Genomic DNA, 15668 nt, shown 5'->3' with positions numbered 1-15668 from the left:
CAGGTTCGATCATGGATTTCGACCGTGAACTCGTCGCCCGCCACTGGCAGTTGCTCGGCCATCGGCGGGAGTTGCCCGCCGATGGCGATTTCGTGCGCTTCGACAGCGCCGCCGGCGAGATCGTGGTGTTCAACGACGGCGGCGAGCTGGTCGCGTTCGACAATCGCTGCCCCCATCGCGGCGCGCGCCTCTACCTCGAGGACAGCGGCAACCAGGCGGCCAGCTGCGCCTACCATGGCTGGACCTATCGCCAGGGCCAGCTGATCATCCCGGGGCGCGAGCGCTTCCGCCACTGCCGCATCGAGCAGGCCGCGCTGAACCGCTACGCGCTCGACTGGTGCGGCGACTTCCTGTTCGTCGGCATGCGCCCCGCCACCGACCTGTCGACCCAGCTCGGCGAGTTCGAGCAGCTGGTTGCCGACATCTCGTTCAACATCGACCGGCGCGTCGACCTGAACCGCTACGACTACGGCTGCTACTGGCCGCTCGCGGTCGAGAACGCGCTGGAGCCCTACCATATCGGCGCGGTCCATCCCGGCACGCTCGGCACGCTGGCGCTGGACGACGGCGAGAACCGCTTGCACGGCGCCAACTCCGCCTGGTTCGCGCCGCTGGGCGCGGCGCGCCAGCGCAACCAGCTGGCGAAGCTGCGCCGGCTGTTCGCGATCGACTTCCAGTACGAGGGCTACCTGAGCCTGTACCTGTTCCCGTTCACGATGATCTCGTCGACCTACGGCTACTCGTACTCGCTGCAGCACTTCCTGCCGGCGGGCGGCGGCGCCGATCTCGCGCGCTTCACGAGCCGCCTCTACGCGGCGCCCACCGTGGGCGCGCAGGCCGATGCGATCGTCGAGCCCTTCCTGGCCTCGACCACGCGCCTCAACCGCCAGGTGTTCGAGGAGGACCACGCGATTTGCCGGCGCCTGCCGCGCGACGCCTGGTCGATGGCGCCGCTCGAATTCGCGGCCGACACCGAGGTCAAGATCGATCACTTCCGCACCGCCTGCCGCGCCTTCGACGCCACGCTGCGGCGCGCCGCGCCGATCGCCTCGGTATCGGCTGTCTCGGCCGCGCCGGCCGGGCCGGTCGTTCCGGTGGTTTCGGCGGGCTGAATCGGCGCTTGACAAGCCCGCTCGCGGCATGGATCACTGACGGCTCCCCTTCCCCGCGGAGCCCAAGATGACCCTCGAAACCTGGCTCGCCTTCGCCGGCGCGAGTCTGCTGCTGGTGATGATTCCCGGCCCGACCATCCTGCTGGTGATCGGCGATTCGCTCGCCAATCGCGAGCGCTCGTCCTGGAGCACGGTGGCCGGCGTGAGCGCCGGCGACACCACCGCGATGGCGGTCTCGCTGGCCGGCGCCGGCGCGCTGCTGGCGGTCTCGTCCACCGCCTTCACCGCGCTCAAGCTGGCCGGCGGCGCCTACCTGATCTGGCTGGGACTGCGCTCGATCCTGCAGGCGCGCGCCAGCGGCCGGCAGAGCGTGCCGCTCGAGCCGAAATCGACGCGCCGCCGCTTCCTGTCGGCTTACGCCGTCACCGCGCTGAACCCCAAGAGCATCGTGTTCTTCGTCGCCTTCGTGCCGCAGTTCGTCTCGCCGCACCAGAGCTTCGCCTCGCAATGCCTGGTGCTGCTGCCGACCTTCGTCTGCATCGCCACCCTCAACGCCGCCTGCTACGCGCGCCTGGCGCGCTACGCGGCCTCGCGGCTGACCGGCGCGGCCGCCCAGCGGCGCTTCGGCTATGGCGGCGGCGCGGTGCTGATCGGCGCCGGCGCGCTGACGCTGCGCATGTCGCATCACTGAGCGCGCGGCGCGCCAAACGAAAGGGCAGCCCTCGCGGGCTGCCCTTTTTTCAGGTCGCGTCGCCAGCGTCGGCGACGCGTGCCTCGCGCCGACACTCAGGCCTGGCCGAGATCGAGCGCGTTGCTCAGGTCGCCCGGCGGCGTCGCGCCGCGCGCGGCGAAGGCGCGATCGCGCGCGGCCACGCCGTCCAGCGGCGCGAGCCCGTGCACGCGGCTGATGAAGCGCAGGATCGAGTTGGTGTCGTAGAAGGTGTGGTCGACATGGCCGCGCCGTGCCAGCGGCGAGATCACCAGCGCCGGGATCCGCGAGCCCGGGCCCCAGCGGTCGCCCTGCGGCGGCGCGACCGGGTCCCACCAGCCGCCGTTCTCGTCGTGGGTCATGATGATCACCGTGTTGGCCCATTGCGGGCCGCGACGGATGTGCTCGATCACCGTCGCGATGTGGCGGTCGCCCGATTCCACGTCGGCGTAGCCGGCATGCATGTTCAGGTTGCCCTGCGGCTTGTAGAAGGTGACCGCCGGCAGCCGGCCGGCGTCGATGTCGGCCAGCAGCCGGTTGGTGGAGGGATCGTCGCCGAGCCCCGCGTCGCGCAGGTGGCGGCGCCGCGCCTCGGTGCCGGGCGCGTAGTTGACGAAGTAGTTGAAGGGCTGATGGTGGTACTGGAAGTCCGGCACCATGCCGGTGTCGCGGTGCTCGATCGCGTATTGCCAGGCGCCCGAGTACCAGGCCCAGTCGATGCCCTTCTCCGAGAGCCGGTCGCCGATGGTCGCGTAGCGCTGCGGCGGCAGCACGCGCGGGTTCGACGGATCGGCATAGGCCGGGTTGCCGTCCTCGGGCGGGCGCACGTTGCTGGGCTGGTAGGGCGGCGCCATGGTGTTGACGGCATAGCCGTCGGGTGTGAACAGGCCGTCGTTGACGAACTTTGGCGGGCCGTCGAGCGCCGAGGCCGGCGAGTCGCCCGCCTGCTTCAGGCGCGTGCCGGCCGGGTCGTCACCCTCGACCACCGAGGCCAGGTGCTTGGCCGGGCTGCTGGCGATGTCCGGATAGAACGGCGCCTGCGCCGAGATCAGGAACATGTGGTTCAGCCAGGAGCCGCCGAAGGCGGCCATGAAGAAGTTGTCGCAGAGCGTGTATTCGCGCGCCAGTTGCCAGAGCCGCAGCGTCTCGGCCGAGTTCCGGTAGTGGCCCATCACCAGGCCGCCCGAATCGGCCCAGGCCGCGAACTGGTCGTTGCGGCCGGCGTTGATCTGCATCTGGTTCTGGTAGAAGCGATGCCAGAGGTCGCGCGTGATCACGCCGTTCGGCAGCGGCTTGCCCTGCGCGTCGGGAATCCGGAACGGCGCGTTCTTCAAGCCCTGGATGTCGCGCTCGGCGATCATGTAGCGCTTGCCATCCACCTCCTGCGCCTGCGGCACCAGCCCGCCCCAGATCGCCGGCAGGCGCGGCAGCGGCGTGCGTCCGTCGCGGTCGAGCTGGGCGGCGCGCTCGGGCGGCACCGAGGACAGCGGCGTCTGCACGCCGGGGAAGTCGCCGTAGAGATTGGCGAAGCTGCGGTTCTCGGCGTAGATCACCACGATCTGCCGGACCTGCTCGCGCAGCGCGCGATCGGCGCGCAACTCGGCCTCGCTGCGCGGCGGCGTGGCGGCCGCGCCCGGCTGGGTGGCGCAGCCGGCCAGCGCGAAGCTCGCGCCCAGCGCGGCGATCCCGCCCAGCGCGCGGCGCCGCTCGGGATCGTCGGGGCCCGCGGCATCGCGAGCGGCATCGGCGAGGCCGGGCCGCGCCTCGGGATCGGCCGGTTGCTGGCCCGGGCGGGTGGTCGGGTCGATCGGGTCGGTCACGTCGTCATCCTCCAGTTGGGGTGCCCTGCCGGGCTGGTGCGGTTCGGGCTGTCCTCGTCCTTGTCTTGCCGAAACCATGTGACATTTTCGTGACAACGAGGAACCCGCCGATGGTAACCGCTGCAACATGACAATGGCTGTTTTCGCGGCACGGGGCGCATGCGAGCCTGCGGCGGACCGCTTGCCGCGCGCCCGAGGAGGCGCCCGGGCATGCCGCGGCAAATGCGGCGAGCGTGGCACCGAGCGCTACCGTCGAGATCCCGGCCATTGCGCCGCCGCCGGGCCCCGCGCGCGACGGCGCTCGCTCAGTTCCGCCCGAATCCCTCGAAACACTCGACGATCGCATTGCGCACCTTGGCCACCGCGGCATCCTTCAGGGCGCTGACGCGCCAGCCGAGCGCAACGGGATAAGCCGGCAGCGCCAGCGGACAGGCCGCCAGGCGCAGCCCGCCGAGGCGCGCGATGGCCTGCGCCGCGTGATACGGAATGGTGGCCACCGCCGGCGTGCCGCGCAGCAGGAAGGGCAGCGCCGCGAAATGCGTGGTCGAGGCGCGCACCGTGCGGCGACGGCCCAGCTCGGCCAGCGCCTCGTCGACGATCCCGACCACCCCGCCCGAGGACACCAGCACATGCTCGCGCGCGAGGAAATCGTCGAGGCTCAGCACCGCGCGGGCGGCCGCGTCATCGGCCGGCGGGCCGCCGCTTGCGTCGTTCGCGCCGATGCGGGCGGAACCCCGGCCGGAATGGCGATACGGCGCGCCGCTTCCACCTGGATTCGCATCGCCGCCTGCGGCGTGGCAGGGATCGACCAGGCAAGCGTAGCCGCCATTGCCCAGCGCCACATGCCCGAGCCCGCGCGTGGCGAAGCCGCCTGCCGCGATCGCCAGGTCCATCTCGCGATTGGCCAGCGCATCGCCGACGATCTGGCTGTGAGTCTGCCGGAAGATCAGACGCAGCCCCGGCGCGAGCTGCGCGACGCGCGCGATCAGGCGGCCGCCGAAGGCGATCTCGAAATCGTCCGACATCGCCACCGATACCGCGCGCCCCGCGAACGAGGCCGGCGCCGGCGCGCCGAAGGCCAGGCTCTGGCGGCAGCGTTCGAGCGCCTCGCCGATCAGCGGCTCCAGCTCGCGGGCCCGCGCGGTGGGTGCCAAGCCGCGCCCGGTGCGCACGAACAACGGATCGCCGTACAGCTCGCGCAGTCGCCGCAGCGCCGCGCTGACCGCCGACTGCGTGAGGTCGAGCCGGATCGCCGCGCGGCTCGCGCCGCCCTCGTCGAACAGGGCCTCGAAGACTTTCAGCAGGTTCAGGTCGACGTCGGCGATATTCATCGGATTCATATCGGAAAGTGGCCCGGCAGGTGTTGCCGGGCAAGGCATCGCGCCATGATACGGACATCGGAGCGGGAATCGGCGGCAATGCGAAAGCCGGCCGCCACGCTCCACATCGATATCGCGACGGCCGCGCCGCCGCGCCACCTTCGCCCGCCCTGGAGGCTTCCATGACGCAATCCCGCATCGCCGCGCTGCAGATAGGCGCATCCCCGCTCGGCAAGGCCGACACGCTCCAGCGCATCCTCGCCTGGGAGGACGCGATCCGCGCCCGGGAACTCGCCTTGGTAGTGATGCCCGAGGCGCTGCTGGGCGGTTACCCGAAGGGCGAGATCTTCGGCACGCGCCTGGGCTACCGGCTGCCCGAGGGCCGCGAAGCCTACGCGCGCTATCACGACAACGCGATCGACGTGCCGGGCCCCGAGACCGAGGCGCTGGCCGAGCTGTCGGCGCGCACCGGCGCCTCGCTGGTGATCGGCGTGATCGAGCGTGCCGGCGCGACGCTCTACTGCACGGCGCTGTTCCTCGATCCTGTCGGCGGGCTGGTCGCCAAACATCGCAAGCTGATGCCGACCGGCACCGAGCGGCTGATCTGGGGGCAGGGCGACGGCTCCACGCTGCCGGCCGTGCCCACCGCGGCGGGGCTGGCCGGCGCGGCGATCTGCTGGGAGAACCACATGCCGCTGCTGCGCATGGCGATGTACGCCAAGGGCGTCGAGATCTGGTGCGCGCCGACCGTCGACGAGCGCGACATCTGGCAGAGCTCGATGCGCCATATCGCGCACGAGGGACGCTGCTTCGTGGTGTCGGCCTGCCAGGTGCAGCCCTCGCCCGCCGAGCTCGGCATCGAGGTGCCCGACTGGGACCCGCAACGGCCGCTGATCAACGGCGGCAGCGTGATCGTCGGGCCGCTCGGCGAGGTGCTGGCCGGCCCGCTCAAGGGCGAGACCGGCCTGGTGGTGGCCGAGGTCGACACGGCCGAGCTGGTGCGCGCCCGCTACGACCTCGACGTGACCGGCCACTACGCGCGGCCCGACGTGTTCTCGCTGACGGTGGACGAACGCGCCAGGCGCAGCGTGAAGTTCGAGGGCTGAATGCCCTGCGAGGCGAGGCAGGGGCCGGGCGCGACCAGCCGGAGCAACCCGCGCCGCGCCCGGCCGCCCGCTCAGGCCACCGGCTCGGCCGGCAGGTCGAGCAGCGCGTACTTGCCGCCCGAGATGCGCTGCCGCGTCGCCTCGCTGTCGATGATGGTGTAGGGGAACACCGGCGGCAGCGCGCTGACCGCGTCGAGCCGCGCGATCAGCTCGTCCGGCAGGCGCAGCTTCGCCGCGGCCAGGTTGTTCTCGAGCTGGGCCAGGCTGCGCGGCCCGATGATCGGCAGCGAACCCTTGGCGGCCACCCAGGCGATCGCCACCTCGCCCGGGCTCACGCCGAGTTCGCGCGCGGTCTCCAGCACCGCGTCGAGGATCGCGCTGCGCTGCGGGCTGTCCTCGGGCTGGAACACGCGCCCGCCCAGGCCCTCCAGGCGCCCCTTCTCGCCCTGGCGATACTTGCCCGTCAGCATCCCGCCGCCCAGCGGCGACCAGGCCGCGATGCCGAGCCCCAGCGCCCGCCCGGCCGGCAGCAGGTCCTGCTCGGTGGCGCGCTGCACCAGGCTGTGCTCCACCTGCAGCCCCGCGATCGGCAGGCTGCCGCGCAGCTCGGCCAGGGTGGCCGCGCGCGCCACGCGCCAGGCCGGGAAATCGGAGAAGCCGGCGTAGAGGATCTTGCCGGCGCGCGCCAGGTCGTCGAAGCCGCGCACGATCTCCTCGAGCGGCGTGACCTGGTCGTCCATGTGCGCCCAGTAGAGATCGATGTGGTCGGTCTTGAGGCGCTTCAGGCTGGCCTCGGCCGAGGCGATCATCGCCTTGCGGCTGTTGCCGGTGACCAGGATGCCGTCATTCGGGCTGGCCCGCTGCGTGTACTTGGTGGCCAGCACGAAATCGTCGCGGCGGCCTTGCAGCAGCTCGCCGAGCAGTTCCTCGGACTGGCCGAACTGGTAGCTGTCGGCGGTATCGATGAAGTTGCCGCCGGCCTCGGCATAGGCGTCGAGCATGCGACGCACTTCGTCGGGCTCGGCGCCATGGCCCCAGCGCGTGCCGAAATTGCCGGCACCGAGCACGAGTTCGGAGACTCGCAGCCCGGTGTGCTTGCCAAACAGGGAATAGCGCATGTCGGTGTGATCCTGCGTGGAGGGAACGGTGAGAAGACACCGGAGCCCGCGTCGGCCGCCGCGGATTCCGGTTTTTGATTGCAGTCGCAATGTTAGTGACATTAATTGTGACCGTAACTAAAATCAAGCACATTCTTGCGGGAGCGGCTCATGCGGGTATCGAAGGAAAAGGCGGCGGAAAACCGGGAAGCCTTGTTGCAGGCGGCCAGCCGGCTGTTTCGCGAGCACGGCATCGACGGCGTGGGCGTGGCCGACATCGGCCGCGAGGCCGGGCTCACGCACGGCGCGCTCTATGCGCATTTCGATTCGAAGGAGGCGCTGGCCGCCGCCGCGATGGCCCGTGGGCTCGAGGCCAGCCTCGATTCGATGACGCGCTCGGCAGGCGAGGCCCCCGATCTGGAGCGCCACCTCGACTTCCTGTTCTCGGCGCGCATGCGCGACTCGCTGGTCGGCTGCCCGCTGGCGGCCTCGGCCAGCGAGGCGGCGCGCCAGGGCGAGGCGGTCAGCGCCAGCTTCACCGAGGGTTTCATGGGGATGGCCGAGATCGTCGAGGCCAGCATCGACCCGGCCCTGCCGGCCGAGCAGCGGCGGCGCATCGCCTTCACCACCATCGCCGCGCAGATCGGCGCGGTGGCCGCGGCCCGCGCGATCGCCAAGGTGGACGCGGCGCTGTCCGACGAGCTGCTGGCTTCGGTGCGCGCGGTGCTGGCCGGCATCGAGCACGGCGCCTCGGACGCCTGAGGCGGCGGCGGGCCGGCGGCCGTTCCTGCCGGCCGCCTTTCGCCGCTCCTGCCGTGCCCTCTCGTCGGCCGCCCCCTGCCAGCCCTGGCCGGCGGTCACTTCCGTGGGCCGCCCCGCCGCTCCTCCTGCAGACCATCGCTCTTGATTACCGATCTCGAGCAGCGGCGCTCCCAGCCGCCTCTATCAACCGCTTCTGTTAGCGGCCTCTGTCAGCCGCTTCTGTTAGCCGCCCCGGCGACGGCGCGCGCCGTCGCCCGGCATGGCCCGCCGCCCCCAAGCTCCCTTGCCCCACCCCGCCGCGACTGAATTTGAAGCCCGCTGTAACCGAATCGCCAAAAAAACGGAATAAACAGACGTATCGAGTCGTTTGCATGATGGCCGGCACGGCAGTCTAGAGCCGAGCCGCCGCATGCGTGCCTCGCCCAGCGCCTGGGGACGGGGCCGCGCGGCATCACACAAGACCAGACCAGTCCAGACCAACGGGGAAACACATGAAGATTCGGATTCGCAGTGTGCGCGGCAAGCTCGTACTCAGCTTCGGCATGCTGCTGCTGGGGATGGTGGCGCTGGCCATCATCGCGATCGTGCAGGTGCAGAACATCCGCGAGCGGCTCGACGACATCATCGACCTGAACGGCGTGAAGGAACGCTACGCGATCAACTTCCGCGGCAGCGTGCACGACCGCTCGATCGCGCTGCGCGACGTGATCCTGGTCGGCCCCGACGAGCTGCCGACGGTGGTCGAGCACATCCGCAAGCTGCAGCGCGACTACGAGGAATCGGCCCGGCCCTTCGAGACCGTGTTCCTGCCCAGCGACAACGTCTCTCCCGAGGAGAAGTCGATCTACCAGGGCATCCGCCGCGCGCAGGCGCAGGCCATGCCGCTGATCGACCAGGTGATCGAGCTGCAGACGCAGGGCCAGTCCGACGCGGCGCGCAAGGTGCTGCTCGACGGCGCGCGGCCCGCGCTGGTGGCCTGGCTGGCGGCCATCAACACCATGATCGACTTCGAGGAATCGCTGAGCGCCAACGAGGGGCTGGAGGCGCGCGAGATCAGCCGCGAGTTCAAGATCGTGATGGCCGCGATCACCGCGCTGGCCTGCGCGCTGGGGCTGGGCATCGCCTGGCTGGTGACGCGCAACATCGCCGCCACGCTCGGCGCCGATCCGCGCGAGATGATCGAGTTCGCCGAGGCGATCCGCGGCGGCAACCTGTCGGTGCCCTCGCCGGCGCGCGGCGAAGACGAGGCCAGCGTGATGGCGGCCGTCACCAAGATGCGCGACAGCCTGGCCGAGATCGTCGCGCGCGTGCGCGAGGCGGCCGATGGCGTGGTGCAGGCCAGCCGCGAGATCGCGCACGGCACCAACGACCTGAGCGCGCGCACCAGCAAGCAGGCGGTGGCGCTGGAGCAGGCCACCCACGCGCTCGGCGAGTTCGACGCGAGCGTCTCCGAGAACGCCTCCAACGCCAGCCATGCCGACGAACTCGCCAACCAGGCCTCGTCCAAGGCCGGCAACGGCGGCGACGCGGTGGGCCGGGTGGTCGACACGATGCGCGACATCGACAGCTCCTCGCACCGGATCGGCGAGATCATCGGCGTGATCGACGCGATCGCCTTCCAGACCAATATCCTCGCGCTCAACGCCGCGGTGGAGGCGGCCAAGGCGGGCGGCCACGGACGCGGCTTCGCGGTGGTGGCGGGCGAGGTGCGGATCCTGGCGCAGAAGAGCGCGGCGGCGGCCAAGGAGATCAAGTCGCTGGTGCGCGACAGCAATGCACGCGTGAGCGACGGCGGGCGGCTGGTGGAAGTGGCCGGCTCGACCATCGCCGAGGTGATCCAGTCCTCGCGCAACGTCACGTCGATCATGAGCGAGATCAACGACACCTGCCGGCTGCAGACACACCGCATCGGCGAGGTGCGCGGCATGATCGAGCAGCTCGAGGACAGCACCCAGCAGAACGCCGCGCTGGTCGAGCAGTCGAGCACCGCCACCGAGATGCTGGTCTCGCAGGCCGAGCGGCTGCTGGAGACGGTCAGCGTGTTCCGCACCGCGATGGATGCGGCGCTCGCGCCGATGGGGGAGCTGGCGGGGATGCCGGGCTAGGAGGTTCGGGGCGCGTTCGCGCGGGCCGTCATCGCAGGTACGCCGAGGCGGCGGGCCTGCTCGATTCGCCAGGCGACGGCGCGCTGCATGGCGATCGCGGTTGCCGTTTCGAGCATCGCGTCTTCGGCGAGAAATGCGTCGAAATCGCTGCCGACATGCCGGTTTGTCTTGCTTGCCTGGTGGTCGATCATGGCTGATGGCCCAATGCGCCTCGCCGCCTGCGTGCCGGCCCGAGGATCGCCTGATGAGTGAAAGGTGGAGGATCGGGTACCGCGAAGCGCGGATCGCTCGATGCGGTGATCGGCTCGACGAGCCGGACCGGTATTGCATCAAATCCGGCGCGTTCGCGAACCTGACGCGCCGTCGCAGGCTACATTACGGATCGTCCGATTTCCGCTCCCGCCTGGATTGCCCGCCTTGAACCCGCCCATCCCGCCCGTCTCCCTCTCCCCCTTCGACGTCCTGCTGCCCGGCCTGCCCGTGGTGTTCTGCGGGATCAACCCGAGCCCGCTGGCGGCGCAATCGGGGCACAACTTCGGTTCGGCCTCGAACCGCTTCTGGCCGGCGCTGCACCGCGCCGGCTTCACGGCCGAGCGGCTGCGCGCCGAGGACGATCGCGCGCTGCTGCGCGAGGGCTGCGGGATCACGGCGATGGCCACGCGCGCGACGCGGCGCGCCACCGAACTCGCGGCGGGCGAGATGAGCGATGCCGTCGCGCCGTTTCGCGCCAAGATCGCGTACTTCCGGCCGGGTGCCGTGGCCTTTCTCGGCAAGCCGGCCTATGCGGCGATCGCGGGCCGGCGCGAGATCGAATGGGGCGAGCAGCCGGAGCGCTTCGAGGCCGCCCGCGCCTGGGTGCTGCCGAACCCGAGCGGGCTCAACCGCGCCTTCACGCTGGACCGGCTGGTCGAGGCCTATGCGGCGCTGCGGCTCGCGATGGCCGCCGAACTCGCGGCCTGGCGCCTCGGCCAGGAGGATCGCGACTGCGCCTGAGCGCGCGGCTCAGCGATTGGCGCCGTAGCCCGACGAGAAGCCGCCGCCTGAAGAGAAACCGCCACCGACCGAGGAACCGTTGCCGGACGAATAAGCGCCGCTGCTCGAAAAACCGCCGCCATTCGAGAAACCGCCGCTGTTCGAGAACCCGCCGCCGGTGGAAAAACCGCCATCGTTCGAAAAGCCGCCGCCGTTCGCCGAAGCGCCGCCATTCGCGAAGCCGCTGCCGCCACCAAAACCATTGCCGCTGCCGAATCCATTCCCGCCGCCAAACCCGCCACCCGTCGAGAAACCATCGCCGCTCGGCCAGCCGTTGTCCGGAAAACCGTCATCGTCGGCCTTGCCGGCCACCGGATCGCCGGCCGTCATGCCGCCGGGCATCGTCACGCCGCCGGGCGGCAGCGCATCGGGCAGCGGCGTGCCGTCGGGCGAGGCCGGCACGCCCGCGTTGGGCGCGCGCCCGCCCACCGCGAGCAGCGGCCGGCGCGCGACGAACACCCATTGCGTATAGCTGCGCCGATTCTCGAAACCGCGAAATTCCTCGGGAAACAGCTTGAGCTGGATCGGCCGCGCGCGCGAGGCGCTGTGGATGCCGACGATGGTCTGCCCGTCGGGCGAGCGCACCAGCACCCAGTCGGCCTTGCCGGTCAGCGGATCGGCATAGACGCGGCGCAGGTGGCGTACCGGATTCGGATAACGCGGGTCGTGCACCAGGTCCTGGAGCGTGCGCGGCTGGCGCGGCAGGCCGGCCGGCGTGGCGTCGGCGTAGCTGAGCAGGGCGCGCTGGAACGCGCCGCCGACCTCGAGCAGCGCCTTCTCGGCCATGCGCCGCTGGTAGAGCGCGCCGAGCTGGATGGTGGCGGCCGCCGCCACGCCGACGATGGCGATGCCGATCAGCAGCGCGATATAGGCGTAGCCGCGCTGTCCGCGCGGCCCGCAAAGCGGCCGTCGAGGCTGCCGTCGACCCGCCACCGGCGCGCCCCGCGAAGCAGCCCGCCCGGAACGCGCGAAATCCGGGCGCGCGCCATCGTGGCCGCCCGCGCGCGCCGCCGCGCCAGCCCCCGAACGCGCCATCGCCGTCATAAGGAATCGAACGGCCGCCCGTCGAGCGTGCTGCCCTGCGCGCCGCTCTTGAGGTCGTAGACCTTGCCGGGGAATTGCTCCTCGGGCGCGATGATCTGCCAGCTGGTGGCGTTGTCGGCGACCGGGTCGAACGGTAGCGTGCGCAGGTAGTGCCGGTCGACCAGCTCCTGCAGCGAATCGGGATACCGTCCCAGGTCGCCGTAGAACTGGTCGATCGCATCGCGCGTGGCGTGCAGGTTCTCGGCCAGGATCTTTTCCTTCGATGCGTCGATCGAGTGGAAATACTGCGGCAGCGCGATGGTCAGCATCAGCGCGATGATCGACAGCACCAGCAGCAGCTCGATCAGCGTGAAGCCGCGGCGCTTGCCGGTGCGGCGCGCCGCCAGGATCGAAAGTCTCGTCGCCATCACCATTTCCGGTAGGGAATGCCGTTCAGGCCAATGCCCGGCGAGAGCGAATACACGTCGTAGACGTCGTCGCCCTCCTCCGGCTCGTCGGGTTCGCTCGCGTAGGCGCGCTTGCCCCAGGTATCGGCGGCGTCGAGCTGCGCGTCGTGGTTCATCGGGTCGCGCGGCATGCGCCGCAGGAAATAGATCTTGCGGCCCTTCGGGTCGGTCTGGTCCTTCACGCCGTCGACCAGCACGGAAAGCTTCGGCGGATAACCGCTGCCGCCGTTCTCCACCGGCACCCGGCCGTCCTTGCCGGCCAGCTTGTAGGCGTCGAGCGCGGCGCGGATCTCGTGCAGCGCCTCGCGCAGCTCCTGCTCGCGCTCGCGCTGGCGCATCACCTGCGCCACCGGCACGGTCATGCTGGCCAGCACGCCGAGGATCGCCAGCGTCACCAGCAGCTCGATCAGCGTGAAGCCGGCCGCCGCGCGACGGCGGGCTCCCGACGCGGCCCGCGCGGCCCGGGCGCGGCGCGAGGCCGGCAGCGGGGCCGCTTGCGAGGCCGATAACGAGGCCGATTGCGAGGCCAACGACGAGGCCGCCCCAAGCACAGGCTTCGGCGCGCGCATCATGGCGTGGCGTTGATGCCGAGCGTGTAGGCACTCGGCGGCGGCACCGTGATCTGCGTGCCGGTCAGGCTGACCACCGCGCCGGGCTGGATCTTTACCGTGGTCGGCGCGGCCGGCGCGAGCGCCTTGAAGGTCAGCACCGCGTAGGTCCCGGTCGAGGCGCCCCCCATTCCGCCCTGCACCCCATCCGAAAGCTGCACCTGGCCGGGGCTCACGCGGCTCGAGAAGCTGGTCGGCGCGCCGCCCTGCTTGAGGAAGTCGCCCTCGGTCACGCCGACGAACTGCAGCTTGGTCGCGTCGAAGCTGACCGTCGAGGCGGCGCTGGCCACCGGCTGGTCGGCGCTCAGGGTCAGCGAGACCGTCACCGAATCGCCGGTCTTCACCTGCGGCGGGCCGTCCACCGTCATCTGCCCGGTTCCGGGCGTGGGCCCGATGCCGCCCGGCGCGAGCCCGTCGCCGCCGCCGATCAGGCCCACGCCGCCCGAGCCATAGGCGCTGCCGTAGCCGCCGGCGCCGGCCCCGGCGCCCGAGCCGTAACCGCCCGCGCCCGGCTGGCCGCCCGCGCCGAAACGCGAGGTGTCGCCGCCGGCCGACGCGCCGCTGCTGCTCGAGCTGCTGCTGGCCGCCGGCGCGATCCCGTTCGACTGGATCATGCTGCGCATGCTGGTTTCGGTGCCGGAGGTGAAGTAGGCGAGATCCGCGTCGGGCCGGCGAATATTGCGCACCAGATGCGGCGTGATCGCCAGCACGATCTCGGTGTTCTTGGCCTGGTCGTCGGTGGCGCCGAACAGGCGGCCGAGCACCGGCAACTGGCCGAGGCCGGGCAGCTTGTTGCCCGAGGTGCGCTCCTCGTTGTCGATCAGGCCGGCCAGCACGTCGGTCTCGCCGTTCTTCAACTGCAGCACCGTGCTCGCGGTGCGCGTGCCGATCTGGTAGGCGGCGGTGCCGGTGGTGGTGGTGATGGTGTTGCCCAGGCTGCTGACCTCCAGCGCGAGCTTGATGCCGACCGTGTCGTCGAGATAGACGGTCGGCTCGACGTTCAGCGTCAGGCCGATGTCGAGGTAGTTGACCGACTGCGAGAGGAAGCCCGTCGAGGTGGCGGTCGAGGTGAAGTTCGGCACGCGCTCGCCGATCAGGATCTTGGCCTTCTCGTGGTTGCGCACGCGGATGCGCGGGTTGGTCAGCAGCTTGACGGTGGAATCCTGCACGTTGGCGTTGACGGTGGCCTGCAGCGAGGACAAACCGATGGTGCGCACGGTCTGGTGCAGCAGGTCGTTCATGGTCAGCGCGGGGCTGGTGCCGTTCGAGCCGCCGCCGAAACCACCGCCAAAGCCGCCGCCATAGCCATAGGGGTAATACGGCGTGTTGGTATTGGTGTTCTGCCCCGTGACCGGCGCGATCACGCTGCCCAGCGGCAGCGGCGTGACGTTGACCGAGCCGGGCCAGGCCACCCCGAGGTTCAGCTCGTTGTTGCGCTGCACCTCCAGCACCTCCACCTCCAGCATCACCTCGGGTTCGGGCACGTCCTCCAGCGACACCAGCCGCTCGGCCATGCGGATCGCGTCGGGCGTGTCGCGCACGATCACCATGTTGAGCTTCTCGTCGGCCACCACGTCGCGGACCTTCAGGATCGTCTTGAGCGTGTTGGCGATGGTCTTCGCCTCGGTGTTCGAGAGGAAGAAGGTGCGCACCGCCAGCTCCTGGTAGTCCTTGAGCTTGGCGGGCGTGTTCGGGTAGATCAGCACGGTGTTCTCGTCGAGCACCTGCTGCGCCAGCCCGTTGGTGGCGAGCACGTAGCGCACGGTGGCGTCGATGGTGCTGTTCTTCAGGAAGATGGTGGTGCGCTGGTCGGTCTTCACGTCGCGATCGAACAGGAAGTTCATGCCCGAGGAGCGCGAGATCACGTCGAAGATCTGCTTGAGCGGCGCGTCGCGGAAGTCGATGCGGATCGGCTTGCGGTAGGCCGCCGCCAGCGCCGCCTCGACGCGCGCCGCGCCCGTCTCGGCCGACAGCCGGCGCTGCAGCTCCAGCGCGCGCCGGTTGGTAGGCGCCTCGGTCAGCACCGCGTCGAGCAGGCGCCGCGCGTCCTCGGGCTGGTGCCGCATGAACAGCGCCTCGGCGCGGCTCAGCGCGATGTTCAGGCGCGCGTCGGCGTCGAGGTTCGAGATGCCCGCCTGGGCCCGCTCGCTGCCGGGGCTCAGCGACAGCGCGTGCTCGTAGGACTTGCGCGCCGCGTCGCGCTGGCCGCCCGCGGCGAGCCGGTCGCCGGCCTCGACCAGGTCGTTGACGGCCTTCTCGCGCTCGGCCAGCCAGGTCTTGCGGTATTCCGCGTCCTCCGGCTCGGCCTTCGCGGCCTCCTTGTACTTGGCGATGCCCTCGTCGACCTTGCCGGCCGCGGTCAGTTTCTGGCCGTCGCGATAGGCCTGCTGCCCGGCGCAGGCGCCCAGCAGCACCGGCAGCGCGACCAGCAGCGTGCCGCGCCGCAGGCGCGGCAGGACGCGCGGCGCGCTCGGGCGGGATCGGGTTCGGTTCGGGGATGGCATACGC

At 70.8% G+C, this 15668-nt stretch carries 14 protein-coding genes; 6 read left to right on the top strand and 8 right to left on the bottom strand.

Annotated elements, in window-relative coordinates:
• The first annotated feature begins 11 nt into the window (after nucleotides 1-11).
• On the top strand, nucleotides 12-1112 hold the full coding sequence (locus BM43_RS24565; protein ID WP_036048613.1) for an aromatic ring-hydroxylating oxygenase subunit alpha: 1101 nt from the start codon (nucleotides 12-14) through the stop codon (nucleotides 1110-1112).
• Nucleotides 1113-1179: 67 nt separating this feature from the next.
• Nucleotides 1180-1803, top strand: a complete 624-nt coding sequence (locus tag BM43_RS24560) for a LysE family translocator (RefSeq protein ID WP_036048614.1) — start codon at nucleotides 1180-1182, stop codon at nucleotides 1801-1803.
• 95 nt (nucleotides 1804-1898) lie between these two features.
• Here BM43_RS24560 and BM43_RS24555 read toward each other — a convergent pair whose 3' ends face one another.
• The gene (locus BM43_RS24555; protein WP_042285470.1) at nucleotides 1899-3515 is read right to left on the bottom strand and encodes an acid phosphatase; all 1617 of its coding nucleotides are present in this window, start codon (nucleotides 3513-3515) and stop codon (nucleotides 1899-1901) included.
• Nucleotides 3516-3946: 431 nt separating this feature from the next.
• The gene (locus BM43_RS24550; RefSeq protein ID WP_036048616.1) at nucleotides 3947-4981 is read right to left on the bottom strand and encodes a LysR family transcriptional regulator; all 1035 of its coding nucleotides are present in this window, start codon (nucleotides 4979-4981) and stop codon (nucleotides 3947-3949) included.
• Between the two features lie 161 nt (nucleotides 4982-5142).
• Between BM43_RS24550 and BM43_RS24545 the strand changes: the two genes are divergently transcribed.
• A complete protein-coding gene (locus BM43_RS24545; RefSeq protein WP_036048617.1) occupies nucleotides 5143-6066 on the top strand; it encodes a carbon-nitrogen hydrolase family protein in 924 nt (307 codons plus the stop codon).
• Nucleotides 6067-6137: 71 nt separating this feature from the next.
• On the opposite strand, the gene BM43_RS24540 is transcribed toward BM43_RS24545, so the two are convergent.
• Entirely contained in the window at nucleotides 6138-7184 is a 1047-nt protein-coding gene (locus BM43_RS24540) for an aldo/keto reductase (RefSeq protein WP_036048619.1), read from the bottom strand.
• A gap of 150 nt (nucleotides 7185-7334) precedes the next feature.
• Between BM43_RS24540 and BM43_RS24535 the strand changes: the two genes are divergently transcribed.
• Nucleotides 7335-7925 (top strand): TetR/AcrR family transcriptional regulator, encoded by a 591-nt coding sequence (locus BM43_RS24535; protein ID WP_013696249.1) that lies wholly within the window; start codon nucleotides 7335-7337, stop codon nucleotides 7923-7925.
• 491 nt (nucleotides 7926-8416) lie between these two features.
• On the top strand, nucleotides 8417-10030 hold the full coding sequence (locus tag BM43_RS24530) for a methyl-accepting chemotaxis protein (RefSeq protein WP_036048621.1): 1614 nt from the start codon (nucleotides 8417-8419) through the stop codon (nucleotides 10028-10030).
• Here the strand turns inward: BM43_RS24530 and BM43_RS24525 are convergent.
• The gene (locus BM43_RS24525; RefSeq protein ID WP_036048623.1) at nucleotides 10027-10221 is read right to left on the bottom strand and encodes a hypothetical protein; all 195 of its coding nucleotides are present in this window, start codon (nucleotides 10219-10221) and stop codon (nucleotides 10027-10029) included. The genes BM43_RS24530 and BM43_RS24525 overlap by 4 nt on opposite strands.
• A 226-nt stretch (nucleotides 10222-10447) precedes the next feature.
• Between BM43_RS24525 and mug the strand changes: the two genes are divergently transcribed.
• The gene (gene mug / locus BM43_RS24520; protein WP_017921415.1) at nucleotides 10448-11023 is read left to right on the top strand and encodes a G/U mismatch-specific DNA glycosylase; all 576 of its coding nucleotides are present in this window, start codon (nucleotides 10448-10450) and stop codon (nucleotides 11021-11023) included.
• Between the two features lie 9 nt (nucleotides 11024-11032).
• On the opposite strand, the gene BM43_RS41925 is transcribed toward mug, so the two are convergent.
• The 4 genes from BM43_RS41925 to BM43_RS24500 all read right to left on the bottom strand — a co-directional run bounded on the left by BM43_RS41925 (nucleotide 11033) and on the right by BM43_RS24500 (nucleotide 15664).
• Complete coding sequence (locus BM43_RS41925) at nucleotides 11033-11995, bottom strand: hypothetical protein (RefSeq protein ID WP_174490195.1); 963 nt, start codon at nucleotides 11993-11995, stop codon at nucleotides 11033-11035.
• A 107-nt stretch (nucleotides 11996-12102) separates the two neighbouring features.
• On the bottom strand, nucleotides 12103-12513 hold the full coding sequence (locus BM43_RS24510) for a type II secretion system protein (protein ID WP_036048624.1): 411 nt from the start codon (nucleotides 12511-12513) through the stop codon (nucleotides 12103-12105).
• Nucleotides 12513-13124 (bottom strand): type II secretion system protein, encoded by a 612-nt coding sequence (locus BM43_RS24505; RefSeq protein ID WP_080742131.1) that lies wholly within the window; start codon nucleotides 13122-13124, stop codon nucleotides 12513-12515. The genes BM43_RS24510 and BM43_RS24505 overlap by 1 nt, the downstream gene beginning before the upstream one ends.
• Nucleotides 13121-15664, bottom strand: coding sequence for a cohesin domain-containing protein (locus BM43_RS24500; RefSeq protein ID WP_036048625.1), 2544 nt, complete (start codon nucleotides 15662-15664; stop codon nucleotides 13121-13123). Before BM43_RS24500 ends, BM43_RS24505 begins: the two co-directional genes overlap by 4 nt.
• Nucleotides 15665-15668 lie beyond the last annotated feature (4 nt).

Source organism: Burkholderia gladioli (assembly GCF_000959725.1).
GTDB classification, from domain to species: Bacteria; Pseudomonadota; Gammaproteobacteria; order Burkholderiales; family Burkholderiaceae; genus Burkholderia; species Burkholderia gladioli.
This window is presented reverse-complemented; position numbering and strand designations above follow the sequence as displayed.

Excerpts from the sequence above, each read along its gene's own strand:
- BM43_RS24565 (WP_036048613.1), top strand. The coding sequence starts at position 12 with ATGGATTTCGACCGTGAACTCGTCGCCCGCCACTGGCAGTTGCTCGGC.
- BM43_RS24545 (WP_036048617.1), top strand. The coding sequence starts at position 5,143 with ATGACGCAATCCCGCATCGCCGCGCTGCAGATAGGCGCATCCCCGCTC.
- BM43_RS24550 (WP_036048616.1), bottom strand. The coding sequence starts at position 4,981 with ATGAATCCGATGAATATCGCCGACGTCGACCTGAACCTGCTGAAAGTC.
- BM43_RS24525 (WP_036048623.1), bottom strand. The coding sequence starts at position 10,221 with ATGATCGACCACCAGGCAAGCAAGACAAACCGGCATGTCGGCAGCGAT.
- BM43_RS24510 (WP_036048624.1), bottom strand. The coding sequence starts at position 12,513 with ATGGCGACGAGACTTTCGATCCTGGCGGCGCGCCGCACCGGCAAGCGC.
- BM43_RS24535 (WP_013696249.1), top strand. The coding sequence starts at position 7,335 with ATGCGGGTATCGAAGGAAAAGGCGGCGGAAAACCGGGAAGCCTTGTTG.
- BM43_RS24505 (WP_080742131.1), bottom strand. The coding sequence starts at position 13,124 with ATGATGCGCGCGCCGAAGCCTGTGCTTGGGGCGGCCTCGTCGTTGGCC.
- BM43_RS24560 (WP_036048614.1), top strand. The coding sequence starts at position 1,180 with ATGACCCTCGAAACCTGGCTCGCCTTCGCCGGCGCGAGTCTGCTGCTG.
- BM43_RS24540 (WP_036048619.1), bottom strand. The coding sequence starts at position 7,184 with ATGCGCTATTCCCTGTTTGGCAAGCACACCGGGCTGCGAGTCTCCGAA.
- BM43_RS24500 (WP_036048625.1), bottom strand. The coding sequence starts at position 15,664 with ATGCCATCCCCGAACCGAACCCGATCCCGCCCGAGCGCGCCGCGCGTC.
- BM43_RS24530 (WP_036048621.1), top strand. The coding sequence starts at position 8,417 with ATGAAGATTCGGATTCGCAGTGTGCGCGGCAAGCTCGTACTCAGCTTC.